Here is a 21160-nt window from a genome sequence, read left to right as displayed (position 1 = left end):
TTCACCCCAGTGTTTTCCTCCTCGCTGTATTATGGCTTATTGGTTTTTTGCCTGGCGCTCGGCGGTGGGCTGATAACGCTAGCCTGGCAGCGCCCGATCCGCCAACATCGCCTGCTGCGGGTGTTGGTCAGTGGCGGGGCGGCCGCGGCCCTGTGGTTCACGGCCTACCCGCCCCAGCGCCGCCAGCCCGCTGCCCCGGCCGAGGCTATTTTGCTCACTGAAGGCTACCAGCCGGACACCTTGCGCCAGTTGCTCCGGCACCTGGGAGCTGGCACCCCCGTGTGGCACTATGGCCCCGCCGCAGCCCCAGCCAAGGCTCACACCCTGGCTAGCTTACTCAGCCTCACTGAGCAGCGGCCGGCCCTGCGGCGGTTGCACGTGCTGGGCTGGGGCTTGCCCGCACCAGACCTACTGCAGTTGGGAAGCCTCCCGCTGAAAACCTATTCGCTGCCGGCTTTTCACGGTTTTCGGGCCGCACAGTGGAACCGCCGGCTGACTTTGGGAGAGATGTGCCACGTAGAAGGTTGGGTTGCCGCGGCGCCCGGCAGCGCTCCTGTCTGGGTGTGCCTACGCGCCGACGGGGCCACCCGCGATTCAATGCGCTTGCCAACCGGGGGCGGCCGTTTTCGCCTCCGTTATCAGCCCAAAACAACTGGCCTGGCCCAGTACGAGTTGCGGTTGCACCCAGGCTCAAATCAGCAAGCACTTGCCAACGAGCCTGTCCCGGTGGAGATCCTGGCGCCCACTCGGCCCGCCGTTCTGCTGCTCACCGCTACGCCGTCGTTTGAATTCAAATTTCTGAAAAACCATTTGGGCGAGGCGCACTACCCCGTTGCGCTACGCAGCACCATCAGCCGGGGCTTGGTTCAAACCGATTTCGTGAACCAGTCACCCCAACCCCTTAACCGCCTCACCCGAGCCCTGCTGGCCCGCTATGCCGTGGTGGTCACTGATGCAGGCAGCCTGGCCGGGCTCCCGGCTTCTGAAACGCACATTCTCCAAGGGGCCCTCGACAACGGCCAGCTAGGTCTCGTTATGCTGGCCGACAACCAATCCTTACCGCGAACTGCCCCCGCCCGAGCCGACTTCGCCATTGTCGGCCGTGGTAGTGCGTTCCCGGCCGGGCCGCAGCCGCTCACCTGGCCCGATGCGCCGGCCGCGGCCCGCTTGCCTCTGCCGGCCCAGCTACGGCCGGCCCCCACCCTTCGGCCGCTCGTACTGGGCCCCGGCCAGGCCCTGGTAGCCGCCGGCCGGCGCGTGGGGCTGGGAGCCGCCGTAGTATCGGTGGTTCCCGAGACGTTCCGGTGGGCACTGCAAGGCCAGCGCGCGGTATACGCCTCTTTTTGGAACCGGCTCCTGACCGCGGCCTTGCCCCCAGCCCCCGCCGCGGCTACCTGGAGCCAGGCTACGCCCTGGCCCCGGCCAGGGTACCCGCTCACCCTGCGGGTGGCCGCCGCCTTCCCCGATGCCCCGCCTATGGTGCAGCCACTAGCGGCGGGCGCGCCCGGGCGCGTAGCCCTGCGCCAAGACTCGCGCCTGCCCGAGTGGAGCACGGCGCTGTATTGGCCGGCTACGGCCGGGTGGCACCAGGTGCGCGGCCCGGGCCGGACGGTTCACCAGTTTTATGTTTTCCCGTCATCAGCTTGGCTGGGGCCCGAGTTGTGGGAGCGCCAGCAAGCAGCCCGGCAGCGTTCCGCAACGGCCTGCGCGCAGGGGCCAGCCGCCAGCCGGGCGCAACAACCGTGGCCAGCAGCCTGGTTTTTCGGTTTGTTTCTTTTAGCTGCTGGTTTCCTGTGGCTGGAAGAAAAGCTTTGAAGCAAGAGCAGTCCGAGTATAACGCACCGCGCCTGCGCTCAGCAGAGCTTGGGACGCGGCACCGTATCCAAAACCTCGATTCATCAAATTCGCATCTCGTCCGGTTACGAGTCGGTACGAATAAAGCAAAAGCCCCGCGCGGTTTTTCCGGCGGGGCTTTGAGTTATCAACTATAAATGGGCCTGCTTGAAGTTAGTTAACTCATTGCCTGTGGCTATGCTTACTGCAACGAAAGCTTGCTGTATACTACGCGCTGACCTTGGCGCACCAACACCGTATACAGGCCCGGAGCCATCCCGGTAGCGTCCAGCGCCAGCTCATTGGCGCCGGCCCGCACCGTCCGGCTCAGGCTGCGTGTCCTGCCGATGGCGTCGACCAATTGAATGGCGACGCTGCCAGCTTCGGGCGCGGCGTAGACCAATTTCACTTGGTCGTGCGCGGGGTTCGGGTAAACTTGTAAGCCTGTGGCGGCCACTGCCAGCTCGGTTGCCGTGGTTGTAACGACCGAGCAACTTGTTGGCAGGTTACCAGCGAGCAGCGTTCCGTTTTCATAAACGGGAATGTTCGTGGCAATTATCGGCGGCACGTTGTTGGCCAACGGCGCAAATCCGGCGTACGACCAGTCGTTGGTGTTGTCCCAAGTGCCCGAACTGGTTAGGCGGAAGGTTACTTCCTTATAGTAGCGGCGGGCCTTTGGATAAACGTAGCCCGGAAAAATGGCTTCGTTGGGCAGGCTCACCGTCACGTAGTACGTGCTGCCGTTGCACAAAGTCGGCTGCGAAATGGTGGCCTGGGCGGAGGTTTCCAACGCCGGGCTGCTGGGGACAACAATGGCCGCCGAAACGGCAGCGCTGCCCTCCACAGTGAAGTAGTACCGGAACGACATGTTGGTACAGGTGCGCGCCGGCCAGCGAGACCGGTTGTTGAGCCGGGCCTTCACTTCCAAAAAAGAGCTGCCCGAGGCTCGGACAGCGGCTTCGACAAAGTACTCCTGGTCGCGGGGACCGGTGCGCACTTCGGGGGCCGGAAAACCGGCCAGCACGCTTCCACCGGGCGCCACCTGGGTCATCCGGGCCAGCGAGCCGGTGAAGCCGCCGTTGTAGTCGATGGCCACTTCGGTTTGGCCCGATTCATTCACGCCCGTCCGGGCATTGCCGTCGAGCGGATAATAGTTATCATACCGGTCTGGTCCCCCCACCATTCCCCCGTAAAGCGTGTGCCGCCCTACGGGTTGGTACTCCGGCCGGCCCGCAATGTCGTGCTCGAAGCCGGCCCAGATGCCGTTGGCCGTGGCGTGCAACGGCTTTTGTACCACCGTTTTGCCATTGGGCTGAAACCCGAGCACATAGCTGCGGTTGCGTGGGTTAGTGCCCAGAGCATAGTCCAGCTGGCGCTTGGCAAAAGCCGTGTATTTATCTTTGAGCGCCCCGGCCGGCAAGCGGTCGGCATACACGAAAGCCACGAAGCCCTGGCCGTTGGCGTGGCGCAGGGTGCCCCATTCGTCGCCCAGCACTACCAAGCCACCTGGCGACACGCCCACCACGTTGCTGTTCAGGGCCGCGTTGCCGTCGGCGGCTCCCGTCAGGTTTTGCTCGATGAGTTGCCGAAACCAGTTGGTGGTGGGGTAGCCGTAGCCGTTGGGTGTCCCGGCCGGGAACAGCTGCGTCAGCAGCACATAGCTGGCCAGTTTGTAGGAGCCTATCGAGTAGAGGCTGTTGTGCACGTCGAACCTAAACTCGGCTCCATACGTCAGCGCATCTTGCACGTACGCGTCGCCGAACGACCCATCCTTCAGCTTTTCGGCCTGGTGCAGCCACAGCGCGGCCCAGCACAGGCTGCCTTTCTCTTCGGCGCCGTAGCCGGTGATGGTCACCCGCTGGTTGCGGTTGTTTTTGTAGCTGTTGGGGTTGGCTTGGTAAGTAGTACGGTACGTTTTGGCGAAGCTGTAAAGCTTTTCGGCCAGCGTCAGGTAAGCATCGGCCCGGGTGGCGTCGCCGTTGTCGCGCAGCACGTACGACGCGGCAGCTAGCGTCGCCGCCATGCCTGCAACCGTCCCCGACTGCGGGGTCTCGGCATCGGCGTAGTAGGTTGGCCGCACCGGAAACAATTGGTCCATTACTTCGTGGGCAGCGGCGTAGCTGTGTTCGTCGCCATACTCGTTGCTCGGATCCAAGGGGTTCGGATCTGGGGGGTTGGTGTAGCTCACGTCCAAGGCAATTTTGTAAGTGCTTGGGTTGTTAAGGTCGGTATAGTTGAAGCATTTGGTGTAGTATGAGCCTATCCAGCGCAGCGCGTTCAGCAAATAGGGCATTTGGCCGCTCGACATGTAGCCGGCTTTGTACTCTTTAGCGCTCCAAGCCAGGCTGGTCGCGTAGAAGCTCATCGAGTTGTTCCACTTCACGTGGTCGCCGGCGTCGTACCAGCCCCCGGCCAAATCCCACGCCATGTCCTGGCCGTCGCGCAAATGCGAATCTCCCCGCCACTGCACCCGGGTTCTGCCACCCACGGCCCCAGCCCGTTGGGCCTCTTCGAAGAACAAAGATTTCTGCAAGGCCTCGGCGTAGTTGTACTGCGCCAGCGCCGGGCTAGTGCTTAACACGGTAGCAGTAAATATCAGAATATTTCTTTTCATGATCAAACAATATAAGCATTATTTTGCCAATAATAAAGGTACGAGTTGCAATAATAAGGAAATTATCCTATATAAAGACCCCGAGCCAGAATCTCAACAACTGCCCGGGCTCAATATTTAATTATCCGCTATAATGAGTAATAGGTTCGAACTCCCGAGTAAATCCCATTTTCGTTTGTTGACTTCGCGTACCGAACCACAGAAAAGTTTGGCACGATGCACCTAACGATAATAGATGACGATAAAAAAGCCTGCGCAATGGCACCAGGTTTTTCACTGAGGCTGAAACCCGCCCTCTCCTGGCGGGTCTATTATTGAATAGCTAGTTTTTCTCCACGCGGCGCACCGCAACTTCTTCACCCTAACGCGCTTCGAGCAAGTACCCGCCGGTACTAAGCCAGTGGGCAGCCGCAACTGCTGGGCGGCGGCCAGTGCGGCGGCAGTTGGCAACGTGTGTGATGAGGTAGCGTAGCGCCACCGTGGTTGCTCCTGCCCGGGGCAAGCTTACCCTGCGGTCGGTGCCGGATTCGGAGCTACCGTCAGGCCAGCTAGGGCCGCACCAGCCCGAGCGGCCAGCACCGTGATACCCCGCGAAACACGGTGTTCACAGCCGGCGCGGGCACAATAGGGTCGGGCAAAGCCGCCAGCTTAGGCGCCGCTTTATAACCCGCATTGTCCGTCACCAAGTATACACCGCTGGTGCCAATGGCCACCAGCGACACCCGGGTGCTGGCGGTCAGCCCAGTCAAACCCCGCACGCCCGTGGCGCTGGTCATGCTTCCATTATACACCCAGGTTGTGCCCACCAAGCTCCACTTCTGAATGCCGCCCTCGGCAGCGGTGCGCTTATCGACAATATAAATTACGTCGTTGCCCGCCACGGCGGAGCTAAGGTTAGCGAAGTAAAACGCGTACGGGCTGGGGCCTGGGGCCGGTAATCGTCAGGAAGCCTGGCAACTGAGTGAGGGCTACCCCGCCGTGGTGGGCAAGCCGGTTCCAACCTGCGAAACGCCGAAGCTGCTACCCGAAGCCGACGACACGTACAAATTACCGCCAAAGATGTTCAGCGCCCGATTATTGGTTGGCGTGCCAGTGCTCAGGGCCGTGGTGGTGCCGACATTGCCCAAAGCCAGGTAGCGCCCTCGCTGCTGGTACCCCTGCGGGTGGCCGCCGCCTTCCCCGATGCCCCGCCTATGGTGCAGCCACTAGCGGCGGGCGCGCCCGGGCGCGTAGCCCTGCGCCAAGATTCGCGCCTGCCCGAGTGGAGCACGGCGCTGTATTGGCCGGCTACGGCCGGGTGGCACCAGGTGCGCGGCCCGGGCCGGACGGTTCACCAGTTTTATGTTTTCCCGTCATCAGCTTGGCTGGGGCCCGAGTTGTGGGAGCGCCAGCAAGCGGCCCGGCAGCGTTCCGCAACGGCCTGGTTTTTCGGTTTATTTCTTTTGGCCGGTGGGTTTCTGTGGCTGGAAGAAAAGCTTTGAAGCCGCGGCAGCTCGTTTGTAGCCCAATCAAGCGGAGGTGGAGGGGCGGCCCAAACTCAACCCTCTGCATCCCTGGCCCGTCCGGTTATGGCCTGAATTACTCCCAGAGCGGGTAGTGTTCCAGGTGTACCTCCTGCTCAAAAAACAAGCGCGTGCTCTGCTCAAACGAGCGGGTGAAATCCGATACGTAGAACTGATGGGCTGGCGGCGAGGTCGCCACGGGAGCTAGTAAGCTGTGCGTGCTCAGGTAGGCTTCCACATCAGCAGCGACCACGTCCGAGGCGTCCAGCACATCGACGCGGCCCTGGTAATACCGGGCAATCTGCTCCTTGATCAGGGGGTAATGCGTGCAGGCCAGCACCAATGCTTCGATATCGGCCAGGGCCGCCTGGCTCAGATAGGCCGCAATAATCTCGTCGCTGATGGCATTTCGGAAGAACCCCTCCTCAATCATCGGCACCAGCAGCGGGGTCGCCAGCGAGCGCAAGTCCACGGCCGCGTCGAGCTCATCCACCTTCTTTTTGTACACGTTGGAGTGAACCGTTTGCTTGGTGCCAATCAGCCCGACCCGACGGCCGGCATAGGCCCGGCCCAGGTGCGCCACGATGGGGTCGATGACGTTCAGCACCCGGGCTTTTGAGCCCACGTACTCGCGCACCAGCTCGTAAGCCGCGGCCGAAGCCGAGTTGCAGGCAATCATGATCACTTTGCAGTGCTGGCGCAGCAGTAAGTCGCAGATCTTGACCGAATACGCCTGAATCGCGGCCGCGCTTTTATCGCCGTAGGGCAGATGGGCCGTGTCGCCGAAGTACACCAGGCGCTCGCCGGGCAGCCGCCGGGCCACGGCCCTGGCCACCGTGAGCCCACCAATACCGGAGTCGAACAGACCAATGGGGCGGGGATCCTGGGCCGTAGTCGAAACGGCGGGCGCAGCAGTTTTCATTGGGCAAAGGTAGGCGCCGGGCGAATGTTTGGCCGACCCCAGTGACTACCAGAAAGGCAGTCAACCGAGAATTTTTAATGAACTGCCAAAACCTCCCTATATTTCTGCCCCTTCCTCCGCTCACTATCTCACCATGAGCCGCATCCTGGCCGAAATCGACCACGCCCTGGCCACCCACGACGCCCGTCAGGGCCGCCCGGTGGCCATCTACCTCGGCGAACGCAAACTCACCCAACTGACGCTCGACGCAGCCCGCGGCTCCCTGCCTGAGCTGAGCACTGACGCGGGCCGGCCCCTCACCTACCGCAACCTGGAGCTGTTGCGCGACGAAGTGAACATTGACAGCGTGCGGGTTATTTAGTACTTGGCACCAGGCCAAGCTAAAGCCAACATAATCAGCAGCTACCTAGCGATTCATCATCCGAAAACGCTCATCCAGCTCCGCCCGCGAGGCTAAGCGGACTTCCTCCGAGGTGCCGTAGCCGACCTCCTGCTCGCCGCTGGCCAGCCGGGCCATAACGGAATCGGCGAAGGCATCGACCGGCACGCCGAAGGTATGCAAGCCCGGCCCGCCCAGGTCGGTGTTCACGGCCGGGGGTACGATTTCGAGCACGGCGATGCCGGTGGGCGCGAGCTGGTGGCGCAACGAAAGGGTAAAGGAGTGCAGTGCGGCCTTGGTGGCGCTGTAAATCGGCACAAAGGCTGCCGGCGCAAACGATAAGCCCGACGTGACGTTGATGATGGCCGCCCCGGCCTGCCGCCGCAGGTGCGGAATAAGCAGGGTGCTCAGGTGCATGGGCGCTTCCACGTTGATAACGAGTTCCTGGCGGCGGGTTTCCCAATCGGCGGAGTCGTCGGCGAGCTGGATGCGGTTTTGGATGCCGGCGTTGTTCACCAGCACGTTCAGCCCGGGGAATTCGGCGGTGGCCCAGCGCACCAGCTCGACCCGCTCAGCGGCATTGGCCACGTCGCAGACCCGTAGGTTCAGGGCCGGGTAGCGCTGTTGGGCTTCGGCTAGCTTATCGGCCCGCCGACCGCAGATGATGACCTTGCTGCCGGCCTGTAAGAAGCGTACGGCCAGGGCCAGGCCAATGCCTGAAGCCCCGCCGGTAAGGAGAACCGTGTTGTTGGCTAAGTTCATATTTTAGGCTGGCAGGATGCTAACGTCTTTTTAAATAGGCCGTAGGAAAAACGGTCCGGTTTACTGCGGCCTTTGTTAACAAGCATTCTCCAGCATTGGTTAACCAGGCTGACGCGTCCGCTCCTATCTTGCGGGCTTATGCCCCGGCCGGTTGGCCGCCATTTCACGCTTTTTTATGATTATTCTGGAGCCCTTCACCCCTGCCGACTTCGCCCAACTCATTGCCTGGGTTAACGACGAGCGCCTGATGAAAGAATGGAGCGGCTCGATGTTTTCCTTTCCCCTCAGCGAATCGGCCCTGACGTGGTACCTGGAAGACGCCAACAACATGAGCGACCCCAACGTGTTCATCTACAAAGCCGTGGATTCCCGAACGGGTACTACGGTGGGTCACATTTCGCTCGGCGGCATCAGCGAGCGCGACCGGTCCGGGCGCATTACCCGCGTGCTGGTGGGCAACACCACCGAACGCCGCCGGGGCGTCTGCCAGGGCATGGTGAAGGCCCTGCTGCGCATTGGCTTCGAAGACCTAAAGCTCCACCGCATCAGCCTGGGAGTATACGATTTCAACCTCGCGGCCATTAACTGCTACCTGAAAGCCGGGTTCAAGCAGGAAGGCGTGTTACGCGATGTGGTGCGGCACGACGAAGGCTACTGGACCCTCATCGAGATGGCCATCCTGGAGGACGAATGGCGGACCTTGTACCCGGCTGGCAACCCCACGGCTTAGAATCCATGTAACCTTTGGAATGTTGCGGCTATATTCGTTCAACGAGTTAGTGGTGCCATGAATTAGTGGTGCCACGAAGCCCTTCGGGCCATTCGTGGCACCACTCCGGTCGGACCTTCACCCTATGAATACGCGGGCAACGGAGCGGGCAGGCGGATGCCGAAATAGGTCTCCAGGGCCTGCTCGTAGGCCGCCGCATCAGGCAACGTACTCGTCGCGATGTGACCATCGGGGCGCCGGATCTTCAGTTCCTGGTCGACCAGGCTGACGCGATAATCGGGCCCCGCCAGCGTGCAGATGCGCTGCTTGCGGAAGGGTGAATCCGACGACTGAGAATAAAAGAAATTCATCATCTGGAAGTCGCTGGGCTGGGCCTCGTCGAGGGTGAACGTGTAGAGGCTCTGCCAGTTGCCCTGGAGGTGCAGTTGCAGGTGGTAGTTGTGCTGCGGCGCCGCTTGCAGACGGTAGCAGTCGAAGCCCTGGCGGTGGTCCGGGCCCACGACCAGCGGAATGGGCTCGATCAGACCGTTGTTTCCAAAGCCGAGGTCGATGAGCCAGGGCTGCCCGGCCACCTCCACCCGCAGCACCTGGTGGGCCCGGGGCCGTAGCGGATGCCCGGCAATGAGGTTGCGTCCCACCAGGGTCGTCACCGGAAAGCCCAGCTCCTGCAGCACCAGCCGGAACAAGCCGTTGACCTCGTAGCAGTACCCCCCGCGCCGTTCCCCGATCAGCTTCTGCATCAGATTGGCCGGGTCGAGACCAATGGGGCGGCGGAGGTGAATGTCGAGGTTTTCGAAGGGGATGCTGAACGCCTGGGCCCGGTGCAAGCCGACCAGCGTTTCAAGCGAGGGCGTAAGCGGGCCCTGGTAGCCCACCCGGGCAACGTAAGCGGTAAGGTCGATGGCGAAATCGGGCATAGGGCAACGGGGGAGCGACGAAACAAGACCCGAATTACGCCAGAAACGAGGTGCCCGTCAGCTGCTCGCTGAGCTCCCAGAGCTGGCGGGCGTGCTCGGGCGTGTTGAAGGGGTGCTTTACCGGCTCGGCTCTTTTCTTGGCGAAGTAACCGCCACTGCTAGCCGCTGCTTCGGGCGCCGAAGCCAGGTAAATACTGGTTTCGGCGCCTTGCTCAACCGACAGCAAAAACGGGCGGGCCAGCTGCGCGAGCCGGGCCAGCCAGCCCCCGGCGCTGGCGCCGAAGTTGCTGGCTACCACCCCAGGATGCACGGCATTGGTGATTACGTTGCTGATGCCGTGGGCGCGCAGGCGGCGAGCCAGCTCCTGCGTGAACATGATGTTGTAGAGCTTGGTGTTGCTGTAGATCCGGGGCGCGCTGTAGCTCCGGGCCGACTGCATATCAGCTAAATCGGGCTTGGCCAGCTTGTAGCCCATCGACGCCAGGTTGATCACCCGGGCCGCCTCACTGGCCCTGAGTTTATCGAACAACAAGGCCGTGAGCAGGAAGGGCCCGAGGTGGTTGGTAGCCAGCCCCAGCTCGTAGCCGTCGGCGGAAAGCTGACGTTGAGCGCCGAAAATCAAGCCCGCGTTGTTCACCAGCACGTCGAGCCGGGGGTAGCGGGCGTTGAACTCGGCCGCCGCCTGGCGCACCTGCCTTTGGTCGGCCAGGTCAGCGAGCAGCACGTCGACGCGGTCGTGGCCGGCCGCGGCCCGGATTTCGCGTTGGGTGGCCGCCGCCTTGTCGGCGTTGCGGGCCAGGAGCACCACCTGAGCTCCCATTTTGGCCAGCTCGGTGGCCGTTACTTTTCCAATGCCGGAGGTAGCGCCGGTAACGAGAATAATGTGGTCTTGAAGGTCGGGCATGAGGATAAGGGGTAAGAAAGGTGGTAGACGTGGTTTCAGCCGGGGCGGCTGTCCCGCTCTTAGCTACGGCCCAGCTTGTAATTTACGTAAACGTAACTCGTGGCTAAATGCTTGATTTCAGTCAGCACGTTGCGCGAAATATGCCGGAACCTCCCCATCGGACGGCTTGGCGGCGTAGTGGACCGCCGCTCGTGAGGCCTTTCCGGTTGGCCGTTACGCGGCAAGGCCAAACAGCAACCGCGAGCAACTGCCAGCGGCGCTCCCGGGGCTGCTCCGGCCGGCATGACGTTCTTTTGTAATCAGGTTGCCCTTCACTCTCTTAATTCCATCCTGCATGAACGCCCTTCTGCTGATTGATATTCAAAATGATTTTGTGCCCGGGGGTCGCCTGGCGGTGCCCGACGGCGACGCCATCATTCCGCTTGTCAACTCGCTGCAGCCGCATTTCGACCTGGTGGTAGCCTCCCAGGACTGGCACCCGGCGGGCCACCAGAGCTTTGCCAGCGTCCACCCGGGGCACGCCGCCTTCAGCGAAATTGAGTGGCAGGGGCAGCCGCAGATGCTCTGGCCCGACCACTGCGTGCAAGCCACGCCCGGCGCCGACCTCCACGCGACCCTCGACTCCCGCCGCATCGAGGCGGTTTTCCGCAAAGGCACCAACCCCGACATCGACAGCTACAGCGCTTTCTTCGACAATGGCCACCGCAAGTCCACCGGCCTGGCCGACTACCTGCGCGGCCGGGGCGTAACGCAGGTCTACCTCGCGGGCCTGGCGGCCGACTACTGCGTATACTTCACGGCCAAGGACGCCTTAGTCGAAGGTTTCGCGGCCGTGGTGCTGGCCGACGCCACCCGCCCTATTTCAGCCGAGGGCTGGCTGCGCGCGCAAGCCGATTTACACGAGCACGGCGGGCAAGTGCTGAGCAGCGCCGCCGTGCTCGCCCAACCCACTGCCTGAGGTGGTGGGGCTGTTTTTGGGCGCAGGCGCGTGGCCGGGCAACCAGTCCCTCTTTCGCCCAAAATACTTTCCCTCGCCTGCGGGCTGGTGGCGCAAGAAGAAGCCGCTTCCCAAGTTTTTGGGAACGTTCCCACGTTTCAACAGCCCAGACTTGCGCTTACGATGCTAATCTAAATCTATAGGGTAGCTAACAAGCTAGAGCCGCTTGGTTAGGAGCAGGCCGCTGTAGGCATGACCGTTCGCGTTCAGGCCCTGCATGGGCAGCACGGACAGGCCCTGGCCGCCCGCGATTTTATGCAGTTGCGGCACCATAATGCCCACGGTAGCACCCACGGTGTAGCCCACTAGGTTGTCGGTTAGGAAATGCTTGCCCGCCCGGATCCGGTAATAGGCCACCGCCGCTGGGACGGCCGCCGCGGCGCCCCACACATAAGGCTCGGCCGGCGAGCCGGGGTTGAAGTCGTGGAAAACCTTGGCCGCGAAAAACGTGGCGGTAGCTGAGTGCGCCGTATGGCCCGCGAAAAACGAGTTGGTGGCAATTTTCCCGTTGCGGCTGCCGCCCCCCTCCGAGCCGTACAGGTAGGGCCGATACCGGTATACATTGCCCACGGTCATCGTGAATACGGCATCGGTGGCGAGCATCGTTTGCAGATACAGCCCAAGCACTTGGCCGTAATGGGCCCGGACGCTGGAGTTTAGCGCGAGCAGGCCGGGAGCCACGGCCATGGAGCCGTAACACAGAAAGTCACTGGTGGTTTGAGCCCGCTCGCTATACCAGCCCGCCGAGAACCGGTCGATTTTGGGTACATCGTTGCGGTTAAGGGCCGCAAGCTCGGAGTCGGTCAGGCCGCTCTTCTGCTGAATCAAGTACAGGCCGGTCACACTCAAGGCCGTAACCCCCGCGGTAATGGCCCCATCAACCCACAAGCTGGTGCGATAAGGCGACGCGGGCGCCTGCTGGGCAACCGCGACAGACCCCGGAGCCACTGCCAAGCTCCCAAGTAAAGCAATAGAAATAGCGAGCTTCATTAACGAGCTTCATTAAATAGCTGTCGGAATAAAGAAGCTCAAACGTGCGATTATTAACTGGAGTTGATAGCCACTTTTTAACTGATTCGGATCTAATCAATTATCTGCTTTATAGTCGGTAGCCTCGTCCTGGCAGCCAAACCAGGACAGCCGCCTCGCCTTCAAGGCTCCTTGGTGCTCTTATTAAGAAGTAGAATTGGAAACGACAGCCACCCGCAGGCATGCGGTTTTAGTACTGCGTAGAACTTAGCATTTGGCCGGTTATGCTTGATGCCTGATGCCTGAGCGGCGTAAACTTAGAGCTTAAGATGGGGTACTTTCCCCGCTTACTGTTTCAAAAACTGGGAAATTCAGTCCCTCATTTCCTGCTTCTGCGCGGTGGTGGCGCCGTCCCACATGTCGTTGTGAATGGTGTTGGGTAGCTTGACAATCGTGCGGCCAAATTGCTGTTGCTCGGCTGGCGTGGGCAACACCCCATTATCGGCCACCTGGTCGCTCGACCGCAGGGATAGCACTTGGGGGCGGCGGGCCAAAGCTAGTGGCGCGGTAATCGGCTAGCGAGATGTTTTTGTCGTCGGGATTTTTCTGGCAGAAAGCGGCGCTTACTCGCCAATGACCACGTTTTCCAGCCCTTGCCTCATCCCCGAGTACAGGCGGCCTTGTGGCCAAGGTGAAGTTTGGACCGGGCTAGAGGTCCGCTGAAATTACAACCCACTGCCTGGTAAGGCTTTCGACTGAGTCCTGAGCCACTTGCTGAATTGAACTTGCTGCAAACACCCACCAACCAGGTATCCCTACCGCCTGGCGTCACCGGCCCAGCGCTACACACGCTTTCGCCGGTGAGCTAGTTAGCTTAAGCAAGTTAAGAATTGTCGTATTCAATGTTGAATACAAAATGACTTACTTGCACCACCAGATTGAACAAGTCAAGAATTACCTGGTTGAATGCACATTCTATAACTTGTAGCACCTTTTGCATTTCGTATGCTTCTCTGATGCATCCCAATACTTATGAGAGAGTTACTGCTGCTTTCCATACTACTGCTGGGCTGTGGCCCCTCGTTTGCCGCCATTTTCACGATTCCTAACGGGGATGTCGCGGCCCTGGTGCTGGCCATGAACACGGCTAACACCAATGGCCAGGCCGACGTCATCAACCTGGCTCCGAATGGCGAATACGTCTTCACCACCAGTGTCGCCACCATTACGGGGCTGCCTTTTGGCTCCCGAGAAACGGAAGGGCCCGTTGCGTTGCCCCCCATTGAGGATGAAGCGGTCACTGGTTTCGACCTCATTCTCAACCTGAATGGGTCGGTATTACGCCTGGATAGCAGTGCTCCCAAAATCCGCTTGCTCCACAGTCGGTCCGGGGCCAGTTGGCAGCTCAATGGCGGCACCATCCGCGATTTTGAAAGCCTGCGCTACCCCGAGCCCAACCCCAGAAATAGCGGCGGCGGCGGCGGTGGGGTCGCGCTGGGCGTCAGCAATGTTTTTAGCAGCAATGCCATGGTGTTCGACAACTGCAAGTCCAACACGATGGGCGAGGAACGCGCCGGCGGGGCCCTCTACGTCGCCGGCGGTTCGCAGGTCACGCTGACCAACTCCACCTTCCGCAACAACTCCGGCACGACCCACGGCGGGGCTGTTACGGTCCTAGGTTCCGACGTGCGCATTGAGAACTGCGTATTCGACAACAACCGCTCTACCGTGGATGGGGGGGCCGCCATCTACGTCGACGGGCTGCGGAAGACGTCGGGGGATAACTTCACGGGCCCTGGTAGGGTGGGCGAGATTATCGGCTGCACGTTCACTAACAACACGGCCCGAACTTTTGGAGCCGTCTTTCTGCAAGGCTATAACCTCGACAAATGGGTAGTAACAAACTGCCAGTTTACCAACAACAAAGCCACCAACCTAGTCAGCCAGGGCGGGGCGGTGTTCCACAACACCAACAACAACGGAGCGTTTGAGGTATCGAACTGCACTTTTGAAAACAACGAGGCCGGCGCCTACGGCGGCGGGGTTTCTTGTGGTCGGGGCGACAATAAGTTCACCAACTGCACCTTTTACGGCAACAAAACTTTTAAGGGTGATGGCTTGGGCGGGGCCCTCTATGATTTCTTCGATTACGAAAAGAAAGGAGAAACGGGGTTTTCGACGATTGTGAACTGCACGTTTGCCAACAATATCTCCGGCGGTTATGGGGGGGCCTGGGCAGTCAGCGGCATTAACGGCACTACCCAGGGCAGCGTCCAAAACACCATCATCGCCAATAACCGCGCCTATCAGCAATGTGGGTATCCCCCCCCGGCGGGGTGCGTGGGGTATAACACCGGCAACAACTGTGGGAGTACCTTAACCGATAATGGCAGCAACATCGAGTACCCCGAGCGCCCCAAATATGTACCCGGAGCCTGGCAGGACCCCGCCGACAGGCCCTGCTTCGCCCGGCCCGTAGTGTTTACCAGCAATACCATGCCCGTGATCAATCCGCTGCTTGCCCCACCGGCTAACAACGGAGGTTCCACCCGCACCATGGCGCTGCAAGCGGGCAGCCCGGCCATCAACGCTGGCAGCGGCTGCTCTACCACCGACCAGCGCGGCGTCACCCGCGCGGGGGCCTGCGACATCGGGGCCTACGAGTACAACACCCCACTGCCCGTCGAGCTGATCAGCTTCGCCGTCGTGGCCCGCCAGCGCGTGGCCCACCTGAGCTGGAGCACGGCCTCGGAAACCAACAACGCCGGCTTCGCCGTCGAATCCTCCACCGATGCCCAGCACTTCCAGCGCCTGGGCTGGGTGGCCGGGCAGGGCAGTGCCGCACATCCCACCTCCTACCAGTTCGACGACGCCACCCTGCCGGCCTACCCGGGCCCGCTGGTCTACTACCGCCTGCGCCAGACCGACCAGAACGGCACCACCACCTTTTCACCCGTGCGGAGCCTGGCCGTGCCCGCCGGCGGCAGCGCGCGGCTGCAGCTCTGGCCCAATCCAGCCCAGCAGCGCGTCACGCTCAGTGGGCCGGCCCCGGGCCAGCCGGTGAGCGTGTACGACCTGAGTGGCCGGCTAGTGCTCCGCGCCACCCTGCCGCTGAGCGGGCCGCCCGAGCTGGCCTTGCCCACGAGCCTGCCCCGGGGCAGCTACCTGGTGCGGGCCGGCGCGCAGGTGGGCCGCCTGCTGCTCGACTGAGGCCCCACGCGCCGGCGCGCCGCATCACCGCGTGGTGCGGCGCGCCCTTCCCTACCCCACTTTGGCGGGCCCATGGGCGGTCAGGTAGCCGACCCACACCATGGCTGACACCAATGAGCCAGAACTCTTATGGCCGGCCCTACTACGCCTACAGAAAAGCCAAAGGGCCTCTTCAGGATTCTCGGCCAAAAATCAAATGGGCCGTTGGAATTTCGACCCGGAAGGCCCGGCCTACGCCCCCGAACCTACCGGAAGAGGAGTGTATATCCTCAAGACCAGTAGCAACCAGCAGCTTTTCTCCCGGATCCTTCCTACAGTTAACAGTATTATAAATTATACGGCCCCGGCCTACTTCAGGCCCGGAATCTTGGCCCCGCGCTCGCGGGCCACGTCCTGGGCCAGCTCGTAGCCGGCATCGGCGTGGCGGAAGATGCCCATACCGGGGTCGGTGGTGAGCACGCGCTGGAGGCGTTCGGCTTTTTCGGGGGTGCCCGTGGCCACGATTACCATACCGGAGTGGGTGGAGTTGCCGATGCCCACGCCGCCCCCGTTGTGCAGGCTCACCCAGTCGGCCCCGCTGGCACAGTTGGCCAGGGCATTGAGCAGGGGCCAGTCGGCCACCGCGTCGGAGCCATCCTTCATGCCTTCGGTTTCGCGGTTGGGCGAGGCCACCGAGCCGCAGTCGAGGTGGTCGCGGCCGATGACCACGGGGGCCGACACCTCGCCCCGCGCCACGAGGTCGTTGATGACGAGGCCAAACTTGGCGCGCTCGCCGTAGCCCAACCAACACACCCGGGCCGGGAGGCCAATGCACGGAACTTTCGCCTGGGCCTTGGCAATCCAGCGCGCCAGCAGCTTGTCATCGGGAAACGTTTCGAGCAGGGCACGGTCAATGCGCAGGATATCCTGCGGGTCGCCGCTGAGCGCCACCCAGCGGAAGGGGCCCTTGCCCTCGCAAAACAACGGGCGGATGTAGCCGGGCACGAAACCGGGGTACAGGAACTGGCCGTCCTCGTCGCGCACGCGCAAGCCCCCTTTTTCGGCCTGCCCGCGCAGGTTGTTGCCGTAGTCTACGGCAATGGTGCCGCGGCGCTGCAGCTCCAGAATGGCCGCCACGTGCTTGACAATGGCTGCCAACGCCTGCTTTTTGAATTCCTCGGGGTGGGCGGCGCGCAAGGCCAGCACCGCATCCACTTCGCCTTCGGGCAGGTAGTCCATCAGGTCGTGGGCCGAGGTTTGGTCGGTCACGATATCAACCCGGAAGCGCCGCTCCAGCAGTTGGGGCAGCACGGTGGCGGCATTGCCGGTGAGGCCGACCGACCAGGCTTCGCCGGCGGCCCGGGCCTGCTCGCAGCGCTCGAGGGCGTGGGCCAGGTCCCGGGCCTGCTCGTCGAGGTAGCCTTCGCGCACTTTCTGCCGCACCCGCTCGTCAATGGGCTCGATTACCAGGCAGACGCCGTCGTTCATGGTTACGGCCAGGGGCTGGGCGCCACTCATGCCCCCCAGGCCGGCCGTAACGGTGATGGTACCGCGCAGGGTGCCGCCAAAGTGACGGTCGGCCATGGCGGCGAAGGTTTCGTAGGTACCCTGCAAAATGCCCTGGGTGGCAATGTAAATCCAGGAGCCCGCCGTCATCTGGCCGTACATCATCAAGCCCATTCGATCGAGCTCGTCGAAGTATTCCTGGGTGCTCCAGGCGGGCACCAGGTTGCTGTTGGCGATGAGCACCCGCGGGGCGTGGGGCCAGGTTTTGAGCACGCCCACGGCCTTGCCGCTCTGCACGAGCATGGTTTCGTCGGGCGCCAGCTCCTTGAGGGTGTCGACGATGGTTTGGTATTCCTTCCAGTTGCGGGCGGCCCGGCCCGCGCCGCCGTACACAATCAGCTCGTCGTAGACCAGGCTCACGGCGGGGTCGAGGTTGTTTTCCAGCATCCGCAGGGCGGCTTCGGCTTCCCAGGTTTTACAGCGCAGCTCCGTACCGTGCCGGGCCTTTATCGTTTCGGTAGGCTTGAACTCGTAGAACATCGGGCGTTTGGCCCCCCTCCCCGGCCCCGCGCCGGCTTGATGCGCGGAGTCCGGGGATGAAGCAGCCGAGTTTTCGGCGCTGGCAAGGGAGTTAGCTTCGAGGTTGAGTTCGGGCGTGATGGCACTTACGGCGGGGGTAGGCGACGACATGGAAGAAGCGGTTAGGTGGGCTGGCGAAGATAGGAAGGGGCCGGCTAGTGGCCTCGCCCAAAACCAATCGGCTCCCGTTGGTTACGCTTCACGTTTATCCCTTAGCGGCTGTTTGAGGTAGTGAAAAATCACTTTTGAGCTCCTGCTCTAGCTGGCATCCGCTGGTCGAAGCAGGACCGTTTTTATGCACTCAAACAGCTTCTTAGCCGCACTCACGGCTCCTTGCTGGGGTCGCTTTTCTCCACCTTTGCCCCATACGCCCCACCCGGCAGCGCCTTACACGTACAAGGCCGGCCCTGCTCATCTGGTGTTCGCAGAGCCGTTTTTTCGGACGGATACTTAAGAAACCAAGGTGGGCAATGTCAGGGGCAACTCCGTGAACTGGCCTTCCTCACTCTCCAGAGTGAAAGTCACCCCGTGGCCTTTGGTAATGATGTCATAGCTCAGCGACAGGCCCAGGCCAGCGACAGGCCCAGGCCAGTGCCCTGGCCGGTGGGCTTAGTGGTGAAGAAGGGTTGGAAAAATTTTCTGCTTCAGCGCCGCCGGCACGCCAATGCCGTGGTCGCGCACCTGAATCCTGACCTGATTGGCCTCCCGCTTGGTGCTCACGTTGATGGTGGGCTGGTAGCCGGGCCCGAGCTCGCTTCGCTTTTTCTGCACGGCGTAAAACGCATTGCTGAACACGTTCATGAGCACCCGGCTTACCCCCTGCGGCACCACCGGCACCGGGCCCAGGCTGGGGTCGAGGTCGGTGCTGAGCTGGGCTTTACAAGGAATTGTCCTTGGCCCGGGCCCCGTGGTAGGCCAGCTTGAGATACTCCTCGGCCAGGGCGCATCAGCTCAGCACTGACTTCGGAGAAGTTGTTGACGAAGTTCAGCGGGTTCTGAAACTACTTGTGGGGGCTGCACGTCCACAAATCCTTTACCTGGAGGGAAGGGCATTCTTGCTCCCGCCGGAGCGGGTGCGTGGCAGACGCAGATACGTCGCGCTGTATTGTCAGGCTCGGAGCTTAGTTACGCCCTTGTTCCACGCTGATGCCACCGTTGGTCGTCACGGCCTTCACGGGGGCGCCGCCTTTGCCCAGGCTGGCCATCAGCTCCTTATGAAACATGCCCGATTTGGTGACGGGCAGCTCGGTCCGGATGTTGCCCATGTTGGTGCTGGTAAACAACTGCGCCGAGTACTCCTGGGGCAGCTTCCAGTTGATGCCCCCGTTGGTGGTTTCCACGTCGAGACCCTTGCCTTCCCACTTGCTGCCGGTGAGAGTGATGCTCAGGCCCCCATTCACGGTTAGCCCGGTGACCTGGCCGCCCAGGCTGGTGAGCGACACGCCACCATTCACAGCGTGAAACTTGACGTCGGACTGCAGATTGTCGAGGCTGATACCGCCGTTGATGGTGTTCAGATTGAGGGCCGTTTGCCGGGGCACGAATACTTCATAGCTCACGCTGTACTGCTCGTCCTTACGCGGAGATTCGGCCCGGAGGGTGTTGTTGGCCGTGCTGATGCTTACGCTCTTCACGCGCGCCTGGGCTTCGGCTTCGCTGTCGGCCCAGCTCTGCACCTTGGCCCGGACTCGTACGTTCGGCCCCGACCAGCCGTGCACCGAGATGCCCCCGTTGGTGCCGCCGTTGATGACCAGCGGCTGGCCCGCGGGCGCATTCATGGTCAGGTCCCGGGTTTCGCAAAAGCGCTTGTTTTCGCCGTTGCGCCGCGACCAATTGCCTTCTTCGCAGCTGATTTTGAATGGAGGCTCGGCCGCAGTTTGAGCGGTGGCCAAGGTGGCCGAAAGCGTGCTGCCAGCAATGGCAAGGCCTGCGAACAGGGAGTTTATGGGAAGCATAAGCGTAAAGGTTGAAGATGAGGAAACCGGGTGAAAGCCCCCGGCCCTGCCAGTAAGCGGCGGCCGGGGCCATTGGTGAGAGGGGTACCGACCAATCCGGCATTCGTTACACGGAGCCCCTGTTTTTTTTGCGGACTCCACAATTGCCCACCTCCAACCCAACTGACCGTAGGCGGTTCTTGCGCCCTCTCCTCTTCGGGAAGCCCTTTTATGGCCCCCTGGCTACCGAAGCGCCCCTACTGTGCACTCAACGCTTTGTCAAGGGTATTTTTTTGTGGAAACCAGCCCACCGGGCAAATCGATGCTGCCTGGGGCGAGTGGGCGTACCTCCAGCCCTGGTGACTTCATCCCGCCCTACCACCCTGGCAGGTCCCCTCCCACCCTGCAAGCTCGCCGGCCCCTGCAAGTCCCAGGCTAGGAATGGGCGGCTCACGGATGGCCGGCGCCGCGGGAAGCAACGGCCGAAGCCGCGCCCGTCAGGAAAGCAGCGATGAGGGTGGCGGCCAAGCGCGCCGTCTGATTATCGCGGTCGAACACGGGGTTCAGCTCTACCACTTCAAACAGACACACCGACTCGTTTTTGCCGGTCAGGAAAGCCGCTTCTACCGCCTGCCGGGGAGTCAGGCCGTCGGCACTGGGGGCCGAGACGGCCGGGGCGTACGCTTCGGCGCAGCCATCCAGATCGAAGCTGACGAAGGCCGGGCCCGCCGCCGTGGCCCGACTCAGGGCCCGGCTCAGGTACAAGGCCAGGCCGTCCTGCTGCACGTGGGCCAGCGGCACGATGTGGGCGGCCTGCTCGTGCAGAAACTCGATGTCTTCCAGGGTATTGAGGTTGGAATGCAAGCCGATTTCGGTGAACCGCGGCCCGGCCACCCAGCCTTCGCGCAGGAGCTTGCCAAAAGGCGTTCCGCTGCTGATTTCGGGCTTGTCCTTCACGTCAGCGTGGGCGTCGAGGTTGATGCCCCCCACCGGCTGCCCCCCACTGGCCTCCACCAGCCCCCGCACCGTGGAGTAGGTGCCATCGTGCGAACCACCCAGCACCACCACGCGCGGGTAGCGGCGCAGCAGCTGGCCCAGCTGCTCCCGAATCTGGTCGTGGTTGCGGCCGTGGTCGGGGTGGCGCAGATCCAGGTTGCCGGCATCGGCTATGCGCAGATGGTCGAGGCGGACGTCGTGCTCGAGGTTGTACGTTTTGTGGTAGCGACGCAGCTCCCGGCGGATGGCGTCAGGGGCTCCCACGGCACCGGCCCGGCCTCCTTCCAGCACGGTGCCGAAGTCGAGGGGCAGGCCCACCAGGCACACGTCCGCTGTGGGCAGCTCGGTAGCGGGGCGAACGAGGTCACGGAGGAAAGCCGTCATGGTAGTGAAGGGAAGTTATGCAGCCCGCGAAGTTAGCTCAGCC

At 62.2% G+C, this 21160-nt stretch carries 19 protein-coding genes; 6 read left to right on the top strand and 13 right to left on the bottom strand.

Going from position 1 to position 21160, the window contains the following annotated elements; genetic code table 11:
* Positions 1-9: 9 nt before the first annotated feature.
* A complete protein-coding gene (locus IC235_RS07435; RefSeq protein ID WP_191004539.1) occupies positions 10-1815 on the top strand; it encodes a hypothetical protein in 1806 nt (601 codons plus the stop codon).
* A gap of 220 nt (positions 1816-2035) precedes the next feature.
* Here IC235_RS07435 and IC235_RS07430 read toward each other — a convergent pair whose 3' ends face one another.
* The 3 genes from IC235_RS07430 to IC235_RS07420 form a co-directional block, all read right to left on the bottom strand.
* Positions 2036-4447, bottom strand: a complete 2412-nt coding sequence (locus IC235_RS07430; protein WP_191004538.1) for a glycoside hydrolase family 9 protein — start codon at positions 4445-4447, stop codon at positions 2036-2038.
* Between the two features lie 548 nt (positions 4448-4995).
* Positions 4996-5328 carry a hypothetical protein gene (locus IC235_RS07425; RefSeq protein ID WP_191004537.1) on the bottom strand — a complete coding sequence of 111 codons (333 nt, stop codon included), beginning with the start codon at positions 5326-5328 and terminating at the stop codon, positions 4996-4998.
* Positions 5329-5415: 87 nt separating this feature from the next.
* Positions 5416-5574: a hypothetical protein gene (locus IC235_RS07420; protein WP_191004536.1), complete on the bottom strand. Its 159-nt coding sequence runs from the start codon at positions 5572-5574 to the stop codon at positions 5416-5418.
* Positions 5575-5640: 66 nt separating this feature from the next.
* Here IC235_RS07420 and IC235_RS07415 point away from each other — a divergent pair, with 66 nt between their 5' ends.
* Positions 5641-5928, top strand: coding sequence for a hypothetical protein (locus tag IC235_RS07415; RefSeq protein ID WP_191004535.1), 288 nt, complete (start codon positions 5641-5643; stop codon positions 5926-5928).
* A gap of 97 nt (positions 5929-6025) precedes the next feature.
* On the opposite strand, the gene murI is transcribed toward IC235_RS07415, so the two are convergent.
* Positions 6026-6871: a glutamate racemase gene (murI, locus tag IC235_RS07410; protein ID WP_191004534.1), complete on the bottom strand. Its 846-nt coding sequence runs from the start codon at positions 6869-6871 to the stop codon at positions 6026-6028.
* A gap of 133 nt (positions 6872-7004) precedes the next feature.
* Here murI and IC235_RS07405 point away from each other — a divergent pair, with 133 nt between their 5' ends.
* The gene (locus IC235_RS07405) at positions 7005-7232 is read left to right on the top strand and encodes a hypothetical protein (protein ID WP_191004533.1); all 228 of its coding nucleotides are present in this window, start codon (positions 7005-7007) and stop codon (positions 7230-7232) included.
* A gap of 45 nt (positions 7233-7277) precedes the next feature.
* On the opposite strand, the gene IC235_RS07400 is transcribed toward IC235_RS07405, so the two are convergent.
* Positions 7278-8012 carry an SDR family oxidoreductase gene (locus IC235_RS07400; protein WP_191004532.1) on the bottom strand — a complete coding sequence of 245 codons (735 nt, stop codon included), beginning with the start codon at positions 8010-8012 and terminating at the stop codon, positions 7278-7280.
* 175 nt (positions 8013-8187) lie between these two features.
* On the opposite strand from IC235_RS07400, the gene IC235_RS07395 reads away from it, so the two are divergent.
* On the top strand, positions 8188-8742 hold the full coding sequence (locus IC235_RS07395; RefSeq protein WP_191004531.1) for a GNAT family N-acetyltransferase: 555 nt from the start codon (positions 8188-8190) through the stop codon (positions 8740-8742).
* A 122-nt stretch (positions 8743-8864) separates the two neighbouring features.
* Here the strand turns inward: IC235_RS07395 and IC235_RS07390 are convergent, their stop codons facing one another.
* Both IC235_RS07390 and IC235_RS07385 read right to left on the bottom strand, forming a co-directional pair.
* Positions 8865-9659 carry an arylamine N-acetyltransferase family protein gene (locus IC235_RS07390; RefSeq protein WP_191004530.1) on the bottom strand — a complete coding sequence of 265 codons (795 nt, stop codon included), beginning with the start codon at positions 9657-9659 and terminating at the stop codon, positions 8865-8867.
* 34 nt (positions 9660-9693) lie between these two features.
* The gene (locus IC235_RS07385; protein ID WP_191004529.1) at positions 9694-10563 is read right to left on the bottom strand and encodes an SDR family oxidoreductase; all 870 of its coding nucleotides are present in this window, start codon (positions 10561-10563) and stop codon (positions 9694-9696) included.
* Positions 10564-10897: 334 nt separating this feature from the next.
* Here IC235_RS07385 and pncA point away from each other — a divergent pair, with 334 nt between their 5' ends.
* The gene (gene pncA, locus IC235_RS07380; RefSeq protein ID WP_191004528.1) at positions 10898-11521 is read left to right on the top strand and encodes a bifunctional nicotinamidase/pyrazinamidase; all 624 of its coding nucleotides are present in this window, start codon (positions 10898-10900) and stop codon (positions 11519-11521) included.
* A 195-nt stretch (positions 11522-11716) separates the two neighbouring features.
* Here the strand turns inward: pncA and IC235_RS07375 are convergent, their stop codons facing one another.
* Positions 11717-12550 carry a phosphatase PAP2 family protein gene (locus tag IC235_RS07375; RefSeq protein WP_191004527.1) on the bottom strand — a complete coding sequence of 278 codons (834 nt, stop codon included), beginning with the start codon at positions 12548-12550 and terminating at the stop codon, positions 11717-11719.
* Between the two features lie 350 nt (positions 12551-12900).
* Complete coding sequence (locus tag IC235_RS07370; RefSeq protein ID WP_191004526.1) at positions 12901-13083, bottom strand: hypothetical protein; 183 nt, start codon at positions 13081-13083, stop codon at positions 12901-12903.
* 478 nt (positions 13084-13561) lie between these two features.
* On the opposite strand from IC235_RS07370, the gene IC235_RS07365 reads away from it, so the two are divergent.
* Positions 13562-15739, top strand: coding sequence for a choice-of-anchor Q domain-containing protein (locus IC235_RS07365; RefSeq protein ID WP_191004525.1), 2178 nt, complete (start codon positions 13562-13564; stop codon positions 15737-15739).
* Between the two features lie 348 nt (positions 15740-16087).
* Here IC235_RS07365 and hutU read toward each other — a convergent pair whose 3' ends face one another.
* From hutU to IC235_RS07345, 4 genes are all read right to left on the bottom strand, one after another.
* Positions 16088-17914, bottom strand: a complete 1827-nt coding sequence (gene hutU, locus IC235_RS07360; RefSeq protein WP_317173543.1) for a urocanate hydratase — start codon at positions 17912-17914, stop codon at positions 16088-16090.
* A gap of 498 nt (positions 17915-18412) precedes the next feature.
* Positions 18413-18604, bottom strand: coding sequence for an ATP-binding protein (locus IC235_RS22570; RefSeq protein WP_191004524.1), 192 nt, complete (start codon positions 18602-18604; stop codon positions 18413-18415).
* Positions 18605-18924: 320 nt separating this feature from the next.
* Positions 18925-19758 carry a DUF4097 family beta strand repeat-containing protein gene (locus tag IC235_RS07350; protein ID WP_191004523.1) on the bottom strand — a complete coding sequence of 278 codons (834 nt, stop codon included), beginning with the start codon at positions 19756-19758 and terminating at the stop codon, positions 18925-18927.
* 429 nt (positions 19759-20187) lie between these two features.
* Positions 20188-21117 carry an arginase family protein gene (locus IC235_RS07345; protein ID WP_191004522.1) on the bottom strand — a complete coding sequence of 310 codons (930 nt, stop codon included), beginning with the start codon at positions 21115-21117 and terminating at the stop codon, positions 20188-20190.
* Between the last annotated feature and the right edge of the window lie 43 nt (positions 21118-21160).

Source organism: Hymenobacter montanus (assembly GCF_014699115.1).
Classification (GTDB): Bacteria; Bacteroidota; Bacteroidia; order Cytophagales; family Hymenobacteraceae; genus Hymenobacter; species Hymenobacter montanus.
Note: the sequence above shows the minus strand (reverse complement) of the source record. Positions and strands in the feature narration are given on the sequence as shown.